This window comes from Actinoplanes italicus, from assembly GCF_003001815.1.
In the GTDB taxonomy this organism is placed as follows: Bacteria; Actinomycetota; Actinomycetes; order Mycobacteriales; family Micromonosporaceae; genus Actinoplanes; species Actinoplanes italicus.
Map to the genome: position 1 here is coordinate 17033 of NZ_PVMZ01000007.1, position 17120 is coordinate 34152.

Below are 17120 nucleotides of genomic sequence, written 5' to 3' on the forward strand. Positions count from 1 at the left end.
GGTTGAGGTCCAATCGAAATGCGTCATGGAATCCGTCAGGCTGCGCGGACGGGGGCCGCGGCCATCAGTGCGCCGCACTCGGCCGGTGGCAGCGGCCTGGCCATGAAGAAGCCCTGACCGTACCGGTAGCCCATGTCGCGAAGGCGGTCCACCTGCTCCTGGCTCTCGATGCCCTCGGCGACCGCCTTCAGCTGGAGGTACTCGGCCAGCTGGGCGACCGCGGCGGCGACCGCGAGGCGGCCCCGGTCCGCGCCGTCGGCGATGCCGTCGACGAACGACTTGTCGAGCTTCAGCACGTCCACCGGGAAGGCCCGTAGCAGGCTGAGCGACGACTGACCGGTGCCGAAGTCGTCGAGCGCCAGCCGTACGCCCATCTCGTGCAGCGCCTGCAGGGTCTCCTGCACCTGCCAGCCGTCGACGACCGACGACTCGGTGACCTCGAGGATGATGTTGCGCGAGGTCAGCCCGGTGTCACTGAGCACGGCGGCGACCTCGTCGACGAACCCGGCCTCGCGCAGCTGACGGACCGCCACGTTGACGTTGACCGCCTCGACCGCGCCGGCGCCGTACTCGGCACGCCAGCGGGCCAGCTGCTCGCACGCCTCACGCAGCACCCACGCGCCGAGCGGCACGATGAGGCCGGACCGCTCGGCGACCGGGATGAAGTCGCCGGGCGAGACGAACCCGCGCTCCGGGTGCTGCCAGCGCACCAGCGCTTCACAGCCGTGCAGCCGACCGGTGACCAGATCGAACACGGGTTGGTAGAGCAGCCGCAGCTCCCCGCGGATGATGGCGTTGCGCAGTTCGCTGGCCATCCGGGCGTGGTTGACCACGTCCTGCCGCATCCGCGGCTCGAACCGGACCAGGGACGCCTTGCCGCTGCCCTTGGCCTCGTACATGGCGATATCGGCGTTGCGCAGCACCTCGTCGGCGCCCTCACCGGTATCGGCGATCGCGATGCCGGCGCTGCCGTGCAGCAGCAGCTGCTGGTCGCCGACACGGAACGGGTCGGCGAGGGCGAGCAGCAGCCGGTTGCCGGCGGCCTCCGCCTCGTCGGGATCGTCGACCGGCAGCAGCACGGCGAACTCGTCGCCGCCGAGCCGGGCCGGGATCTCGCCGGTCACGCACCGCTGGCTGAGCCGCTGCGACACCTGGAAGAGCAGCTGATCGCCGGCGGCCGGGCCGATCGTATCGTTGATCATCTTGAAGTCGTCGACGTCGATCAGCAGCGCGGCGGCCGGCCGGTGGGCGTCGAGGCGTTCGCCGAGCATGACCAGGAAACGGGCCCGGTTGGGCAGCCCGGTGAGGCCGTCGCTGAGCGCGAGGCGCTCCAGTTCGGCCTGCTGGACGCGGATGCCGCGCAGGGCGACGGTGTTCTCCCGGAGGCTGAGCAGTTGCCGGGCGACGACACAGCCGGCGATCAGCAGCGCGCCGATGATCACCACGCGCTGGCGGCCGGTCATGTGCTGGGAGCTGACGCTGACGACCAGGCCGGTGGTGGCGGTGAGCGCGGCGAACGGCAGCAGGTTGAACAGCGACCGGCCGGCGAAGGCACTCGCCCGCGCGGCCGGCCGGATCAGGGCCCGCCGCTGCAGGTGGGCGGCGATGCACATGGCGGCGCCGGTCATCGGCAGGGCCAGCACCGACAGCGCCAGACGCGACCGGTCGTCGCCGGCGATCAGCAGGGCGGTCCCGGCGACACAGGTGATCGGGCCGGTGGTGAGTACGCGCAGCGCGCCACCGTCGACGACCGACTCCGGCGCGGACGCGGCCTTGCCCACGACGACCAGCAGCAGGACGCCGCCGACGCCGACGCCCGCGGCCACCGCACGGGCCGACAGCGAGGTGCCGGCGGGGGCGAGGTCGAACACGACGTACCAGAAGATGAGGGCGCTGGCGACCGCGATGGTGAACGTGTCGAGCACCGCCCGCAGCCACCCGGCCGCGGTGCGGCGCGGCCCGGGCAGGCCGAGGAACGCGGCGATCAGCAGCAGGAGGCCGAACATCATGGGCACGGCGACCCACAGCGACATGCCGGTGTTGTTGTTGGCCCGCACCAGCGCCACGACCGCGGTGACCGCCAGGCAGATCGCCGCGTGTTCGAGACGGCGCCAGAAGGCGCGCACCGGCCGGGGCAGCTGCACGACCCGGGCGATCCGCTGGCAGGCGAACGCGCCGGCGGCCAGAGCGATCGGGCCGCCCACGTAGCCGAGGAACACCTCCTCGGCGCCGCGGATCAGCAACCAGACCAGGACTCCGATGTTCGCCCAGACGGCCACCAGCACGGGGGCCAGGCCCCCGGCTCGGAGCCGGGGCGCACCGGCGGCGGTCTCGGGTTCGGTCATCGGGTCGTACGGCTCCTGCTCATCTAGGCGCGTCTCCCTGTCGTGAAGACTGTCGGCCCGGGAGCTCGCGACCTGAGACGAACGGTCAGCCGGAGAGGGCGGCGGAGACCACAGCCCGGGCCTCCTCCTGGATGCGGGCCAGGTGCTCCGGCCCGTGGAACGACTCGGCGTAGATCTTGTAGACGTCCTCGGTGCCGGACGGGCGGGCCGCGAACCAGCCGGACCCGGTCACCACCTTGAGCCCGCCGATCGCCGCGCCGTTGGCGGGCGCGCTGGTCAGCACGTCGGTGATCGGCTCCCCGGCCAGTGACGACGCGGTCACCTGCGACGGCGACAGCTTGCCGAGCACCGCCTTCTCGGCGGGGGTGGCCGGCGCGTCGATCCGCGCGTAGGCGGGCTCGCCGAAGCGGGCGGTCAGCTCCCGGTAGTGCTCGCTGGGAGTCCTGCCGGTGACCGCCAGGATCTCGGAGGCCAGCAGGTCGAGGATGAGCCCGTCCTTGTCGGTGCTCCACGCGCCGCCGTCACGCCGCAGGAACGACGCCCCGGCGCTCTCCTCGCCGCCGAAACCGATCGAGCCGTCGAGCAGGCCGGGCACGAACCACTTGAAGCCGACCGGCACCTCGTCGAGGCGGCGGCCCAGGTCGGCGGCGACCCGGTCGATCATCGACGACGAGACCAGGGTCTTGCCGATCCCGGCTCCGGAGGGCCAGCCGTCACGGGCTTTGTAGAGGTAGGCGATGGCGACGGCCAGGTAGTGGTTGGGGTTCATCAGGCCGGCGTCAGGCGTGACGATGCCGTGGCGGTCGGCGTCGGCGTCGTTGCCGGTGGAGATCTGGAAGGCGTCGCGGCGCTCGATCAGCGAGGCCATCGCGTACGCCGAGGAGCAGTCCATCCGGATCTTGCCGTCCCAGTCCAGCGTCATGAACCCGAACGCCGGATCGACCCGCGGGTTCACGACGGTCAGGTCCAGCCCGTGCCGGCTCGCGATCTCACCCCAGTACGCCACGCTGGCCCCGCCCAGCGGATCGGCGCCGATGCGGATCCCGGCGGCGCGGATCGCCTCCACGTCGATCACCGAGGGCAGGTCGTCGACGTAGGTGCCGAGGTAGTCGTACCTCTCCGTGGCCGTCGGGCGCGCGGTCCGCCGGACCTCCTTGAGACCCGCGGCGATCAGCGCGTTGGCCCGGTCCTGGATCCACCGGGTGGCGTCGGTGTCGGCCGGCCCGCCGTTCGGCGGGTTGTACTTGAAGCCGCCGTCGTCCGGCGGGTTGTGCGACGGCGTGACCACGACACCGTCGGCCTGCGCAGTGTTCGACCGGTTCCACCGCAGGATCGCGTGCGAGAGCGCCGGGGTCGGCGTATAGCCGTCACGGTCGTCGATCAGCACGGTCACGTCGTTGGCGGCGAACACCTCCAGAGCGGTGATCATCGCGGGCTCGCTGAGCGCGTGCGTGTCGCGGCCGAGGAAGAGCGGGCCCGTGGTGCCCTGATCCCGGCGGTACTCGACGATGGCCTGGCTGGTCGCCGCGATGTGATCCTCGTTGAACGCGGTCCGCAGGCTCGACCCGCGGTGCCCGGAGGTGCCGAACGCGACCCGCTGCCCCGCCTCGGCCGGGTCCGGGTGGTCCGTGTAGTAACGCGAGACGACCTTCGGCACGTCGATCAGGTCGTCCGGTCCGGCAGGCCGGCCGGCACGGGGGTGGACGGACATTACGGCCTCCTCGGTGGCGGATGGGGCTGTGACGGATCGTATCCACACGGCCACCTTGAACCTTTCCCCGCGTGGATACGAACTACCCCATGTGACCCGGGTGCTCCTCGTACTGTTCGTCCTGCTGACCACCACTCTCGCGCTGCCCGCCGCGCCTGCCGCCGCGCACGCCGCGACCGTCGGCTCGAGCCCGGCGCCGGGAAGTGTGATCGGCGCCTCGCCCTCCGAGGTCACCGTGACGTTCAGCGAACCGGTCAGCCCGGTCAGCGGCCGGGTCCAGGTGATCGCCCCGGACGGCGAGCGGATCTCGGGGGCGGCCACGGTCGAGGGCAACGTGGTGCGCATCCCGGTGCGCAAGGCGACGAAGCCGCTCGGCACCTACCTGATCAGCTTCCGGGTCATCTCGGCCGACAGCCACCCGGTCGGCGGCGCGATCACCTTCTCGGTCGGCGCGCCCTCGGCACGCCCCGAGGAACCCGCCGCGATCACCGGGCCGCATCCCTCGGTGGCGGGGGCGGTGCCGGTTCTGAAGACCATCGGGTACGCCGGAGTCACGCTGATCGCCGGTCCCGCGCTGTTCCTGGCGTTCCTGTGGCCGCGCCGGCGCCCCCGGGGCGGGGCGCTGCGGATGATCCGGATCGGGCTGGCGCTGACCGCAGCGGCGACCCTCGGCGCGCTCGGCACCCAGGCCCAGCAGGGCTCCGGCGCGCCCATCTGGCAGCTGTCGGGGGCCGAGTTCACCGAGGTGCTCACCAGTCAGTACGGGTTGCTGCTGGTGGCCCGGCTCACGTTGGTGGGCGCTCTGGCCGTACTGCTGCCGCCTCTGCTGCGCCGCCCACGACGTGCCGTGACCGTGCCGCGGAGCGTGCCCGCCGCCGTCCTGGTCGGTGCCGGAGCACCTGTCGCCGAGACCGGACCGGTGACAGCGCCGGCCGCGCCGCAGCCGACGCCCGGCCGGAGCCGTCCGCGGGCGGCCGCCGTCCTGGCCGTCTCCGCCGCCGGGCTGGCGACCTGGCCGCTGACCGGCCACGCGATCGCCGTGCCGCTGCCCGCCGTGACCGTCGCGGCCGGGATCGTGCACATGGCCGCCATGGCGGCGTGGCTCGGCGGCCTCGTCACCCTGACCGTCTTCCTGCTGCGCCGCACGCACGAGCGGGTGCTCGGGGTGATCCTGCCGGTGTGGTCGCGATGGGCGGCGCTCGCAGTGATCTGGCTGGTGATGGCCGGTGCGGTGCAGGCCGTCATCCAGCTCGGCTCGCTGCCGGCGCTCTGGCAGACCGGTTACGGGCGGCTGCTGCTGGTCAAGCTCGGCATCCTCACCGTGATCCTGGGCGCCGCGGCCGGTGCCCGGCGGATGGTGAACAGCGCCCGCAACGGGCGCGGACTGCGCCGCACGGTCGCCGTCGAGGTGGTCGCCAGCGTGGTGATCCTGGCGCTGAGCGCGGTGCTGGTGCAGGTCGACCCGGGTCGCAGCGCCGCCGCCAAACAGGCCGCGATCAGCGCGAAGGGCGTCTCCGAGACGCTGTCCAGCAACATCTACACGGTGCAGTTCAACATCTACCCGGTCGAGCTGGGCGAGTACAACACGGTGCACGCGTTCCTCTACCGGCCGGACGGGGCACCGCTGCAGGCCGAGGAGTGGGAGGTGACGGCGCGGCTGCTCGACCCGGCGCTGGAGGCCGTCAAGCACCCGATGGCCGGCATCCTGCCGGGCAACCAGGCGCTCGGCTCGATCGCCTTCCCGCTGCCGGGCACGTACGAGGTCGTCTTCACCATCAGGACCAGCGAGATCGACCGCGCGTCCGTGAAAACCACGGTGACCGTCGGGAAGTAAGGTTCCGGCGTGCTCATCCTGCTCCCGCCCTCCGAGGGCAAGACCCCCGCCACCGGCGGCTCCCCCGTCGATCCGGCGTCGCTGTGGCTGCCGTCGCTGGCCACGGCCCGCACCCGGGTGCTCAACCGCCTCGTCGCGATGTGCGGGCGCACGAGCGCGCGGTCGATCGCGGACAGCCTGGCCGTACTCGGGCTCAGCGAGGGTCAGCGGGGCGAGATCGCACGCAACGCGGAGCTGCGGGAGGCGCCCGCCGCGCCCGCGTCGGAGGTCTACACCGGGGTGCTCTACGAGGCTCTGGGTGTCCGGGAGCTGGACGAGGCCGCCGTGAACTGGCTCGGCGAGCGGGTGGTGGTGTTCTCCGGGCTGTGGGGCGTCGTCCGGCTCGGCGACCGGATTCCGGCGTACCGCTGCTCGGTGGGCGTCACCCTGCCCGCACCGGTCGGCGGGCTCACGGCGTACTGGAAGAAGGCTTTGAAACCCGCCCTCGACAAAGCGTGTGCCGGCACGCCGGTGCTGGATCTGCGCTCCGGGGCCTATGCCGCGATGTGGACGCCCGGCCCGGAGGCCGCCGCGCTGCGGGTGCTGCACGAACGGATCGTCGACGGCGTGGCCAGGCGGTCCGTGGTGAGCCACTTCAACAAGGCCACCAAGGGCCGCCTGGTACGCGCGCTCGCCGCCGAGCAGGCCGCGCCGAACTCGGTGGACGAGCTGGTCACGGCCCTGCGGGACCTGAAGTTCACGGTCGAGGAACAACCCTCGCCGGCCGGCCGGGCCCGGCAGCTCGACGTCGTGGTGGCCGAGCTGTAGGTCGGGTCACTTCGCGGAGAGGATGTCGACCACGAACCGCAGGTCGCCCTTCTCCGGGCCGTAGGCGAGGGCCTGCGGCACGTCCAACTGGATCCGGCTGCCGACCTTCTGCCCGGGGATGCCCTTGTCCCAGCCCTGGATCAGCTGGCCGGTGCCGATCTGGAAGCTGATCGGCTTGGACGTGCCGCCCTGCCAGGACGAGTCCATCTCCTCCCCGGAGGTGTACCCGACCAGCTTGTAGTTGACCGAGATGGTCTGGCCCGCCTTGACCACCTCGCCGGTGCCCGGCACCAGCTCCTTGATCACCAGCTCGGTGAGGGTGCCGGATCCGGTCGTGATCTGCGGCTCCACGCTGAGCGGGTCGGCCACGGTGGCGGGCGCGGCGGCCGGCACCGGCTTCGGATCGTCGTCGTTGCGCACGACGAAGAAGACGACCACGAGTACGGCGAAGACGAGCACGCCGCTGAGCACCCCGGCTATCGCCTGGCCGCGGCCCTTGCTGGTGGTCCTGATCGTGTCGCTCATTCGCGGTTCTCCTGGTCGGCCGAGTCGGAAACTCCGGACACGCTACTCGTAACCGGGACCTATGCGGTTAAGAACCTCCCCCGAATCGCCGATGTGGGCGATCGGCCGTAAGGACCCGACCGGCCTCCCCCTCTTCACCCGGGCCGGACAAGATGAGATCGTTTAGCGCCCTGCCCGCCGCGACCCGATCTGGAGGATCCTTGCCTCTGCTCGATGCCGGCTGGTGGCGTCAGTGGCGGCAGCACGTGGAACCGGCCGCCGTGATCCTGGCCGGCGTGCTCGCCGTCATCACGGTCGGCGTGGTCATCCACAGCCACGCGACCCGCGACGACACCCCCGCGGCCGCCCCCGCGACGGTGGCGCCGACCGACGACCAGGTCCCGATCCCGCTGCCGAGCCCCAGCCCGTCCCCGTCGATGACACCGATCGACTCGATCGTCGTCGAGCGGGTGCCGGTCGCCGCGACCGTCGACCTGGACTCCGAGGGCACCGCCGACTGGGTGCACTGGGGCGAGCAGGGCCGGTTCTCGCTGGAGCGCGACCGCGGTGGCAACTTCGCGATCCTGGAGGGCACCCCCGGCGAGCCCCGGCAGCGGCACACAGCGAGCCCGGAGCGGTTCACCTGGACCGGCGGCGAGCCGATGGCCTCCTCCTCCGGGGTCGCCAGCGGCATCCGGACCTGCGGAGACGGCAACGGGTTCACACTCTCCGCACCGGCGACGACGGCATCGAGAACCCTCAAGCTGTACGTCGGCGCGATCAACGCCCGGGGAAGTCTGCGCCTGCAACTCAGCACCGGCGGCGAGGCATACACCGATCTCTTCACCGGCCGCGGCGATTCGATGGCGACGACCGCCTATGTCGTCTCGTACCGTGCGTCGGAAACTGGCAAGATCTCGATCAAGTGGATCACCGACGCGGCCTTCGACGAAGACTGCGGCGGCGTGGCCCTCCAGGCCGCGACCCTGAGCTGAACTGCTCCACTCTTGTGAATCCGGAAAGGGGAACCCTGTGTTCGCGGGCTGGGGATCGCGGGTCGCCCGCCTGAGGTGGCCGGTGCTCATCATCGCGCTCGTCGCGGTGATCGGATCCGGCATCTGGGGCTTCGGCGTGTTCGGTCAGCTCACCGAGGGCGGGTACAACGACCCACGGAGCGAGTCGGCCAGAGCCGCCGAGACGGTGGCCGAGGCGACCGGTGACCAGGGTGGCGACGTGATCGCCATCTACACACCCGACCAGGGCACCATCGACGACGCCGCTCTCACCAAGCGGATCAGGGAACGCCTCGCGGCGCTGCCCAAGTCGGCCGTCGAGACGCACAGCTCGTACTGGGACTCCAAGGCGAAGGCGTTCGCCGCCGAGGACAAGTCCAGCGCGGTCGCGGTCATCACCCTCGCCGGCGAGGACGACGCCGCCAAGATGGAGTCGTACCGCGAGATCGAGGGCGACCTCGCGGTTCCCGGCGCGCAGGTGCAGCTGGCCGGCGGCATCCCGCTCAGCCATGCCTCGTCCGAGCGGTCCACCGACGACCTGGCCTTCGCCGAGATGGTGTCGCTGCCGATCGTCCTGGTCCTGCTGCTGGTCATCTTCGGCTCGCTGGTCGCGGCGTCGCTGCCGGTGCTGGTCGGCGGCGCGGCCGTGCTCGGCTCGCTCGGTGTGCTGCACGCCGTCGCGCTGACCCACGAGGTCAACTCGTTCGCGATCAACGTGGCCAGCCTTCTCGGCCTCGGCATGGCGATCGACTACGGCCTGTTCATGGTCGGCCGGTTCCGGGAGGAACAGGCCGTCCACGACACGGCCGAGGCGGTCCGCCGTACCGTGGCCACCGCCGGGCGCACCGTCGTCTTCTCCGCCACGCTGCTCATGACGGCGCTCGCCGGGCTCCTGCTCTTCCCCCAGGACTTCCTCAAATCCCTGGCGTACGGCGGGCTCGCGGCCGTCTTCCTGGCGATGGTCCTGTCGCTGACCCTGCTGCCGGCGCTGCTCGCGGTCCTCGGCCCGCGCGTCGACCTGGTCCCGATCCGGCTGCCCCGCTTCTCCCGCGGTGAGGGCGGCGGCTGGGAGCGGCTCGCGGGACGGGTGCTGCGGCGTCCGGTGCTCGTGGCCGTACCCATCCTCGCCGCTCTCGTGGTCCTCGCCCTGCCGATCGCGGGCGCCCGCTTCGGTGAGAACGACGAACGGCAGCTGCCGGCCGGTGACCCGTCCCGGGTCGCGATCGAGACGCTCAAGGCCGACTACCCGCAGTTCAGCTCGGACGGCGTACAGGTCGTCGTGCGGGCCGCCGACGTCGGCGACAAGCCGGACGTCAAGGCGTTCAGCGAGGCCGTCGCCAAGATCGCCGGCGTCGAGTCCGTGACCACCACCGGCGGCAACGGCAAGGACGTTGTCGTCCTGACCGCCGATCTGAAGAGCACCGACATGTTCAGCGACGAGGCCCGCGACACCGTCGACGCGCTGCGCGCCCTCGAGGCGCCCGCCGGCACCACGGTCCTCGTCGGCGGCGTCACGGCCCGTAACGTCGACAGCCTCGAAGCCATCGGCGCCGAGCTCCCCCTCATGATCGGCCTGCTCGCCGGGGCGACCCTGGTGCTGATGTTCCTGGCGTTCGGCTCCATCCTGCTGCCGATCAAGGCGGTCGTGATGAGCGCGCTCAGCCTCACCGCGACCTTCGGCATCCTCGTCTGGATCTTCCAGGAGGGCCACGGCGCGTCCCTGCTCGACGTCACGCCGACCCCGCTGGAGGCCGGCATCGTCGTGCTGATGGCGGCCGTCGTCTTCGGCCTCTCCACCGACTACGAGGTGTTCCTGCTCTCCCGCATGGTCGAGGCCCGGCTGCGGGGCGCCACCACCCACCAGGCCGTGACGATCGGCCTGACCCGCACCGGCCGGGTCATCAGCGCCGCGGCGCTGCTGCTCATCGTCGTGACCGGCGCGTTCTCCCTGTCGTCGGTCACCACCATGCGGTTCATCGGCGTCGGCATGATCATCGCGCTGGTGCTGGACGCCACCGTCGTGCGCGTGCTGCTCGTACCCGCCGTGCTCGCCGTCCTCGGCGACGCCGCCTGGTGGGCACCGGGCCCGCTGCGGCGTCTCCAGGAGAAGGCCGGCCTCGCCGAGTACGCGGGCGAGGAGGAGGCCTCCGGACGGCACGCGTGGCGTCCGGTGGACCCGTCGTTCGAGGAGACCACCGTCCTCGACGGGACGCTGCTGGCCCGGGCCCTTCCGGCGGCTCCGGCGCAGGCCGCGCTGACCTCCGGCTCGGGCGGCTCTCCTTCCGGCGATGCCGAGGTGTCCAGCACGGTCGTCCTCGACTACGACGCGGTCCTCGACTACCTCTCCGAGAAGGAGGGGGCGGCGGTCCGGGCGGGCGGTCTTCTTCCGGAGCGTTCCCTTTCCTCCGGCGGTACGGATTCTCCCGGTTCTGCGGAGCCAGATGTGCCCGAAGGCCCCGGACGCCATCGTGATCCGGATGCCTCCTCCCCTTCGCCGTCCTCGTCCTCGCCGGGAGCCGTCACTTCCGAGGATCTCTGGGCCGAGGTGGAGGCGACGCTGGCCGCCGGCGTCGAGATCACCAAGCCGGATCCTGAGTCCGGGGACAATGAGAAGCAGTCGTCCGGCGATGGCCTGGATCCGGCCGCGACCCACGTTCTGCGTCTGCCTGGGGATTCGGAGGCCACTTCCCAGGCGGCCGGCGACGCGTCGGTGACTCAGGTGCTGCACCTGCCGGACTCCAGCGTTTCCGCCTCGCCTGCGCCTGACGAGGCCGCCGGCTCCCCGGAATCGTCGGTCACGGCGTCGGAATCGTCGGTCACGGCGTCCGACTCGTCGGTCGCTGCCTCCGCATCTTCAGCCGCCGCGTCCGCCTCCTCCGCTTCTTCAGCCGCCGCGCCTCCCTCAGCCACCACGTCCGCCTCCTCAGCCACCGCGTCCGCCTCCTCAGCCACCGCGTCCGCCTCCTCAGCCACCGCGCCCGCCTACGATGCCGCGCTCGCCGGGTCCTCGGACGCGTCAGGCTCCGACGATGACGCCCTGTCCAGCAGCGAGACCGTCATCGGGGCGTCTGACGGCTCCGTCGGTGACTCCGCGCTCTCCGTCCCTGGCGGCGTCTCGGGGTCCTTCCCTGTCACCGGCGATCTCCCGGTGGACTTCATCGGTGAGGATCCGGCCGCCGGCTCCACCGGGACCGACGCACTCGCCGACGCAGGCTCGCCACTGGACGGCGGCTGGTCCTCCGATGCCGAGACGTCCTTGGATGCCGAGACGTCCTCCGGCGCCAGGACCTCCTCCGACGCCGGGACGTCCTTGGACACCGACACGTCATTCGACACCGGCTGGTCCCTGGACGCGGGGACGTCTTCGGACGCCGGGACGGGCTCGACTGCCGGAACATCGGCTGACGAGGTCCCCGCCCCGACGGCCGAACCTGCCACACCATCGGCCGACGGGGCCGATTCCGCCACCCCGGAGACGGCCACCTGGTCCGCGGAACCATCGATCTTCTCGGCTACGGTCTACACCGGTCTGTTCACCGAGGAGACGGTCCGGGCGGCCACGCTCGACCCGGCTGACGAGACGGTCCCGGCCGAGGAGACGGTTCCGGCGGCCACGCTGGACCCGGCCGAGGAAACGGCCCCGGCCGCCACGCTGGACCCGGCCGAGGTGACGGCCCCCGCCAGCACGCTGGACCCGGCCGCTGAGACGGCCGAGGCCGCCACGCTCGACCCTCCCGCGGAAAGCGCGGCGGGCCTCACCGCCCACGCTGTGCCCGAGGTCGCTGCTCAGGGCCGGGCGGACAACGAACCGGTCATCGCCGACACCCCCCAGGACCGCATCGAGCCGACGGCCTACGCGGGTAGCGGTTCGGCATTCCCGGGAGCCGACGACGCCATCCAGGCCGCCGATTCTCCGGCTCAGGCCGCGGGCTTCACACCCACCGCGGAACCCGGGCGGCCCGAAGCTCCCACAGCCTTCGAGACCGCCGAAGCGGCGCTGTTCGGGTCCGCGGCCTCCGCCTCCTTCGATGCGGCGTGGAGCAGCTTCACAGAGACCGGCGACGAGCCGGCAACCCGTGACAAGCCTGAAATCCGTCACGAGCCGGTTACCCGTCATGAACCGGTTACCCGTCACGAACCGGTTACCCGTGACGAGCCGGTAATCCGCGACGAGCCGGTGACCCGCGACGAGCCGGTGATCCGTGAGCCGGCCTTCCGTCACGAGCCGGTAGTCCGTGACGAGCCGGCGATTCGTCATGAGGCCGCGACCCGTTACGAGCCTGCGAGCCACGAACCCGAGGCCGGACACTCCGCAACGCCCGCCGGCAGTGCCACAGCTTCCAGTCCGGACGAAGCGGATCAGGACCCGTTCTCGTGGCGCGCCGACCCCCGCCTGGCCAATCTCGCCGAACCCGATCCGTTCCCTTGGCTGGACCGCTTCGGCGCGTTCCCGGCCGCGTCGGAGGGCCAGGCCACGAAGCCCGTCGCCGACCTGCCGCACCCACAGCCCGAACGTGTGGGCCGGCAGCGTCCGCAGACTCTCGACGATCTGCTCGCCGCCAGTCCGCCGGCACCGGCCACATCTCCTGTCGCCATGCGTCCGGAAAGCCTCGGTGATCTGCCTGCTCCGGTGAGTCCCGCCGCCCGGCGAGACCGGCCCCAGAGCCTGGCCGATCTCCCCGCCCGCCCGGCGGAGACGGACAAGCCCACCGCCGGCCCGGCCCCGGCCGCGCTTCCGGAGGCCCACCCGGCCGCCGAGCCCGGCCACGGCCGCCGGGAAGCGGAGCCGACCAGTCAGGACGCCGGCTTCACCACCTCCGAAGACGTCGACCACCAGGCCCTCTCCACCCCGGCGGAACCTGCCGAATCCCCGTCCCTGAACGAGGAAGCGCCCTACTCCGCGGCCTCGGCACACCGTGACGACTCGGCCACCGGGAGCCCGGCGACCGAGCAGGGCGTCGAAACGCCTGCTGACGCCGTGAGCGAGGCACCGTCCAAGGCGTCCAGCGAATCGGCGACCGCCACGCTGAACGAGACGCCGGCCCAGGAGCCGGCCGAACCGTTCGAAGCCGCGTCCGACTCCGCCGAGACCGAAGAGGCGACCCCCGAGGCACCGGAGCCGGCGTCCGGACCCGTCTCCCCCGGGTTCTGGGAACCCGCCGATACGACCGAGCCGACAGCCGGCGAGTTCCCCGGATCGCCGGCGGCTGACGTGGCCGCTGACACCATCCGCGAGACAGACACCACGACGGTCACCCCGGACTCCGCAGCCGTCCCGCGGCCTCTCGCGGCCACGGCCTCACACTCCACCGGAGAGCCGGAACCGGCCCGCCGCCCGCAGACACTCGACGAGTGGCTGGGCAGCACGGCCGCCGCCGATCCGGCGCCGGCCCACCGGCCGCAGAGCCTGGAGGACGCGCCGGTCTCCCGGCCACGAACTCTGGAGGACGCCCCGGTCAGCCCGGCCGGCAGCGAACGCCGTCCGCGAACCCTCGACGAGTGGCTGAGCGGCGACAACCCCGCAGCCGCGGACGAGCCCGCGTCCGGAGGCCAGCCCACCGGTGGCGACCCCGCCGCCGGCGACACACCGGCCACCGAGAAGACCGACCGGAACGAGCCCGACTACCTTCGTGGCCGCCGCCCGGAGACGCTGGACGACCGGCTGCGGGGCACGGTGCGCCCGTCGACTCTCGCCGATCATCTGCCGGAACACGGGCGCGCTACCCGGCGCCCGGCGAACGGCGGGCCGTCGTGGGCGGGTGGGTCGGGCGAGCACCCGTACGACCGGCAGACCCGCCGCCCGGCCTCCCTGGCCGACCACCCGGGGACGGCACGCACGGGTCAGGAGCCCGCCTCGGAGGAGCAGGACCCCGACCCGGCGCACTGAAGCTGATCGAATGAGCGGATCGGATGCTCGACGGCGGCGCCCGGCGGCCGACAGGACCGCCGATGGGCCCGGGCGCCGCCGGAAGTACAGTGCGTGCGGGTAGGGAACAGAGGGGACGTACGAAATGACCGGCATCGACCCGGACGTCGTGGGTGTGGATCCGGACCGGCTCGCGGTCTGTCTCGAGGTCCTGGCCGAGGTGGAGGCGCTGCAGCCGGATCACCCGGACGCGGTGCGGGTGCGGCGGGCGACCGCCGGCCTGTTCAAGACGGTCAAGGTGCAGCGCCGCAAGGAGCGCCGGCAGGCGATCCTCGCGAACGACCGCGCCGTGACGGCGTCGACCGCGACCGGCGCGCCGGGCCGGATCGACGACGAGACGGCGGGCATCCCGCTGCGCAGCACGGTCCGCGGCGCGACGGCCGGGGTGCTGAAGCAGGCGCGCGGCTGCTACGTGTGCAAGCAGCGGTTCACCGTGGTGGACGCCTTCTATCACCAGCTCTGCCCGTCGTGTGCCGAGCTGAACCACTCCCGCCGGGACGCGCGTACCGACCTGACCGGGCGGACGGCGCTGCTCACCGGCGGCCGCGCCAAGATCGGTATGTACATCGCGCTGCGTCTGCTGCGCGACGGCGCGGATCTGACGATCACGACGCGGTTCCCGCACGACGCGGTCCGCCGCTTCTCAGCGATGCCGGACAGCGGCGACTGGCTGCACCGGCTGCGGGTGGTCGGCATCGATCTGCGTGATCCCTCGCAGGTGGTCGGCCTGGCCGAGTCGGTCGCGGCACGCGGTCCTCTCGACATTCTGATCAACAACGCGGCCCAGACGGTACGCCGTACGGCCGGCGCCTATTCGGAACTGGTGGCCGCCGAGTCGGCTCCCCTGCCCGACGGTCCGCTGCCCGAGCTGGAGTTCTTCGGTGGCGCCGCGCAGATCAGCTCGTCGCCAGCCGCGGCGCTGACGGCGGCGCACCCGCCGACGCTGTCCGCGAAGGAGGTCACCGAGATGGCGCTGACCGCCCGTTCGGTGGCGATCGACGCGGGTGGCCTGGTCCCCGACCTGGTCTCGACGAACAGCTGGAGCGACCGGGTGCACGAGGTGGCGCCGCTGGAGCTGCTGGAGGTGCAGCTCTGCAACGTGACCGCTCCGTTCATCCTGGTCAGCCGACTGCGTCCGGCGATGAAGGCATCAAAATTCCCTCGGCGGTACGTGGTGAACGTGTCCGCCATGGAGGGCATCTTCAGCCGTGGTTACAAGGGTGCCGGCCACCCGCACACGAACATGGCGAAGGCCGCGCTGAACATGCTCACGCGTACCAGCGCGGACGACATGTTCGCCGACGGCATCCTGATGACCAGCGTCGACACCGGCTGGATCACCGATGAGCGCCCGCACCCGACCAAGATGCGCCTGCACGAGGAGGGCTTCCACGCCCCGCTCGACCTGGTCGACGGCGCGGCCCGCGTGTACGACCCGATCGTCCGCGGCGAGAAGGGCGAAGACGTGTACGGCTGCTTCCTGAAGGATTACGCCCCCGTCGCGTGGTGACACTCCAGCAGCAAAGGCGAAACGGGCCACACCGCCAGGTGTGACCCGTTTCTTCGAAGGAACACTCACTACGCGCAGCAGTGACTACGCGGCCGCGTTGCCGCCAGGGACGCCACCGAGGAACCCGCCGGGACCGCCACCCGGGCCACCGCCCGGACCGCCACCCGGGCCACCGCCCGGACCGCCACCAGGACCGCCACCAGGACCGCCACCAGGACCGCCACCAGGGAACCCGCCGGGACCGCCACCCGGGCCACCGCCCGGACCGCCACCAGGTCCACCGCCCGGACCGCCGCCCGGACCGCCGCCCGGACCGCCGCCAGGGCACCCGCCGGGACCGCCACCCGGGCCACCGCCCGGACCGCCACCAGGTCCACCGCCCGGGCCACCGCCCGGACCGCCACCAGGACCGCCACCGGGACCGCCGCCCGGACCGCCGCCCGGACCGCCACCAGGACCGCCACCCGGGCCACCGCCCGGACCGCCACCCGGACCGCCGCCCGGACCGCCGCCCGGACCGCCACCAGGACCGCCACCCGGACCGCCACCCGGGCCACCGCCCGGACCGCCACCGGGACCGCCACCAGGACCGCCACCCGGACCGCCACCCGGACCGCCACCCGGACCGCCACCCGGGCCACCGCCCGGACCGCCCCCAGGACCGCCACCGGGACCGCCACCCGGACCGCCACCAGGACCGCCACCAGGACCGCCACCCGGGCCACCGCCCGGACCGCCACCAGGTCCACCACCAGGTCCACCACCCGGGCCACCGCCCGGGCCACCGCCCGGACCGCCGCCCGGACCGCCACCCGGACCGCCACCAGGACCGCCACCAGGACCGCCACCCGGGCCACCGCCCGGACCGCCACCAGGTCCACCACCAGGTCCACCACCCGGGCCACCGCCCGGACCGCCACCAGGTCCACCGCCCGGACCGCCACCAGGCCAGCCGGGGAAGCCGGGCTTCTTCCACTTAGGGAAGCCCTTCGGGAACTGGCTCAGGGGTCCGTACTTGATCCCATGCAGGTACTTGAAGGGATGCTTGTACTTGCCGCCAATGTGGTAGCCACCGCTGACCAGGTACGCCGGCTTGTAGGCCCATCCCTTGGGCCAACCGCCCACCCAGGAGTTCCAGATCCACCAATCTTCTTCGACCTCGAGCACCCACACCCAGCCGTAGCCGGGCACGAACGCCGGGTAGCAGTAGTAGTCGCTCCAGGCACCGAACTTCTCACCAACCTGGCCGGCCTTTCGGCACTGCCACTCGCTGGTGTAGTAGCCCACCACATAGTCGTCGTCCCAGCCGATCGCCTTGAGTGGCGACGACGTGGTTTCCGCCGTGTTCGTAGCCGGCGCCGTAACTGGCTTGGCGGCCGGCCTGGCAACCGCGGCCGATGTCGGGGCTTGTATCCCCAGCAATCCGGCAGCCGTCAGGCTAATGCTGGCAACTGCCAGCATTCGCTTCGG

At 72.2% G+C, this 17120-nt stretch carries 9 protein-coding genes; 5 read left to right on the top strand and 4 right to left on the bottom strand.

The features are described 5' to 3' along the window. Positions 1-35: 35 nt before the first annotated feature. Both CLV67_RS18295 and pgm read right to left on the bottom strand, forming a co-directional pair. Positions 36-2345: a putative bifunctional diguanylate cyclase/phosphodiesterase gene (locus CLV67_RS18295; RefSeq protein ID WP_106319923.1), complete on the bottom strand. Its 2310-nt coding sequence runs from the start codon at positions 2343-2345 to the stop codon at positions 36-38. 85 nt (positions 2346-2430) lie between these two features. Next, positions 2431-4056, bottom strand: coding sequence for a phosphoglucomutase (alpha-D-glucose-1,6-bisphosphate-dependent) (gene pgm / locus CLV67_RS18300; RefSeq protein ID WP_106319925.1), 1626 nt, complete (start codon positions 4054-4056; stop codon positions 2431-2433). Between the two features lie 100 nt (positions 4057-4156). Here pgm and CLV67_RS18305 point away from each other — a divergent pair, with 100 nt between their 5' ends. Together CLV67_RS18305 and yaaA are read left to right on the top strand one after the other, a co-directional pair. Then, positions 4157-5890 carry a copper resistance CopC/CopD family protein gene (locus tag CLV67_RS18305; RefSeq protein WP_106320537.1) on the top strand — a complete coding sequence of 578 codons (1734 nt, stop codon included), beginning with the start codon at positions 4157-4159 and terminating at the stop codon, positions 5888-5890. A 9-nt stretch (positions 5891-5899) separates the two neighbouring features. After that, entirely contained in the window at positions 5900-6697 is a 798-nt protein-coding gene (yaaA, locus tag CLV67_RS18310; protein WP_106319927.1) for a peroxide stress protein YaaA, read from the top strand. A gap of 6 nt (positions 6698-6703) precedes the next feature. On the opposite strand, the gene CLV67_RS18315 is transcribed toward yaaA, so the two are convergent. Next, complete coding sequence (locus tag CLV67_RS18315) at positions 6704-7222, bottom strand: FKBP-type peptidyl-prolyl cis-trans isomerase (protein ID WP_106319929.1); 519 nt, start codon at positions 7220-7222, stop codon at positions 6704-6706. Positions 7223-7422: 200 nt separating this feature from the next. Between CLV67_RS18315 and CLV67_RS18320 the strand changes: the two genes are divergently transcribed. From CLV67_RS18320 to CLV67_RS18330, 3 genes are all read left to right on the top strand, one after another. Further along, a complete protein-coding gene (locus CLV67_RS18320) occupies positions 7423-8196 on the top strand; it encodes a hypothetical protein (RefSeq protein WP_146169219.1) in 774 nt (257 codons plus the stop codon). Between the two features lie 82 nt (positions 8197-8278). Continuing rightward, positions 8279-14101, top strand: a complete 5823-nt coding sequence (locus CLV67_RS53415) for an MMPL family transporter (protein WP_239166390.1) — start codon at positions 8279-8281, stop codon at positions 14099-14101. 124 nt (positions 14102-14225) lie between these two features. After that, complete coding sequence (locus CLV67_RS18330) at positions 14226-15650, top strand: SDR family oxidoreductase (RefSeq protein ID WP_106319931.1); 1425 nt, start codon at positions 14226-14228, stop codon at positions 15648-15650. A gap of 68 nt (positions 15651-15718) precedes the next feature. Here the strand turns inward: CLV67_RS18330 and CLV67_RS51965 are convergent, their stop codons facing one another. Further along, a complete protein-coding gene (locus tag CLV67_RS51965; RefSeq protein WP_170153917.1) occupies positions 15719-16594 on the bottom strand; it encodes a hypothetical protein in 876 nt (291 codons plus the stop codon). Positions 16595-17120 lie beyond the last annotated feature (526 nt).

Bases quoted from the DNA above. Each gene is read 5' to 3' on its own strand.
- CLV67_RS18295 (WP_106319923.1), bottom strand. From the start codon at position 2,345: ATGACCGAACCCGAGACCGCCGCCGGTGCGCCCCGGCTCCGAGCCGGG.
- pgm (WP_106319925.1), bottom strand. From the start codon at position 4,056: ATGTCCGTCCACCCCCGTGCCGGCCGGCCTGCCGGACCGGACGACCTG.
- CLV67_RS18315 (WP_106319929.1), bottom strand. From the start codon at position 7,222: ATGAGCGACACGATCAGGACCACCAGCAAGGGCCGCGGCCAGGCGATA.
- CLV67_RS18330 (WP_106319931.1), top strand. From the start codon at position 14,226: ATGACCGGCATCGACCCGGACGTCGTGGGTGTGGATCCGGACCGGCTC.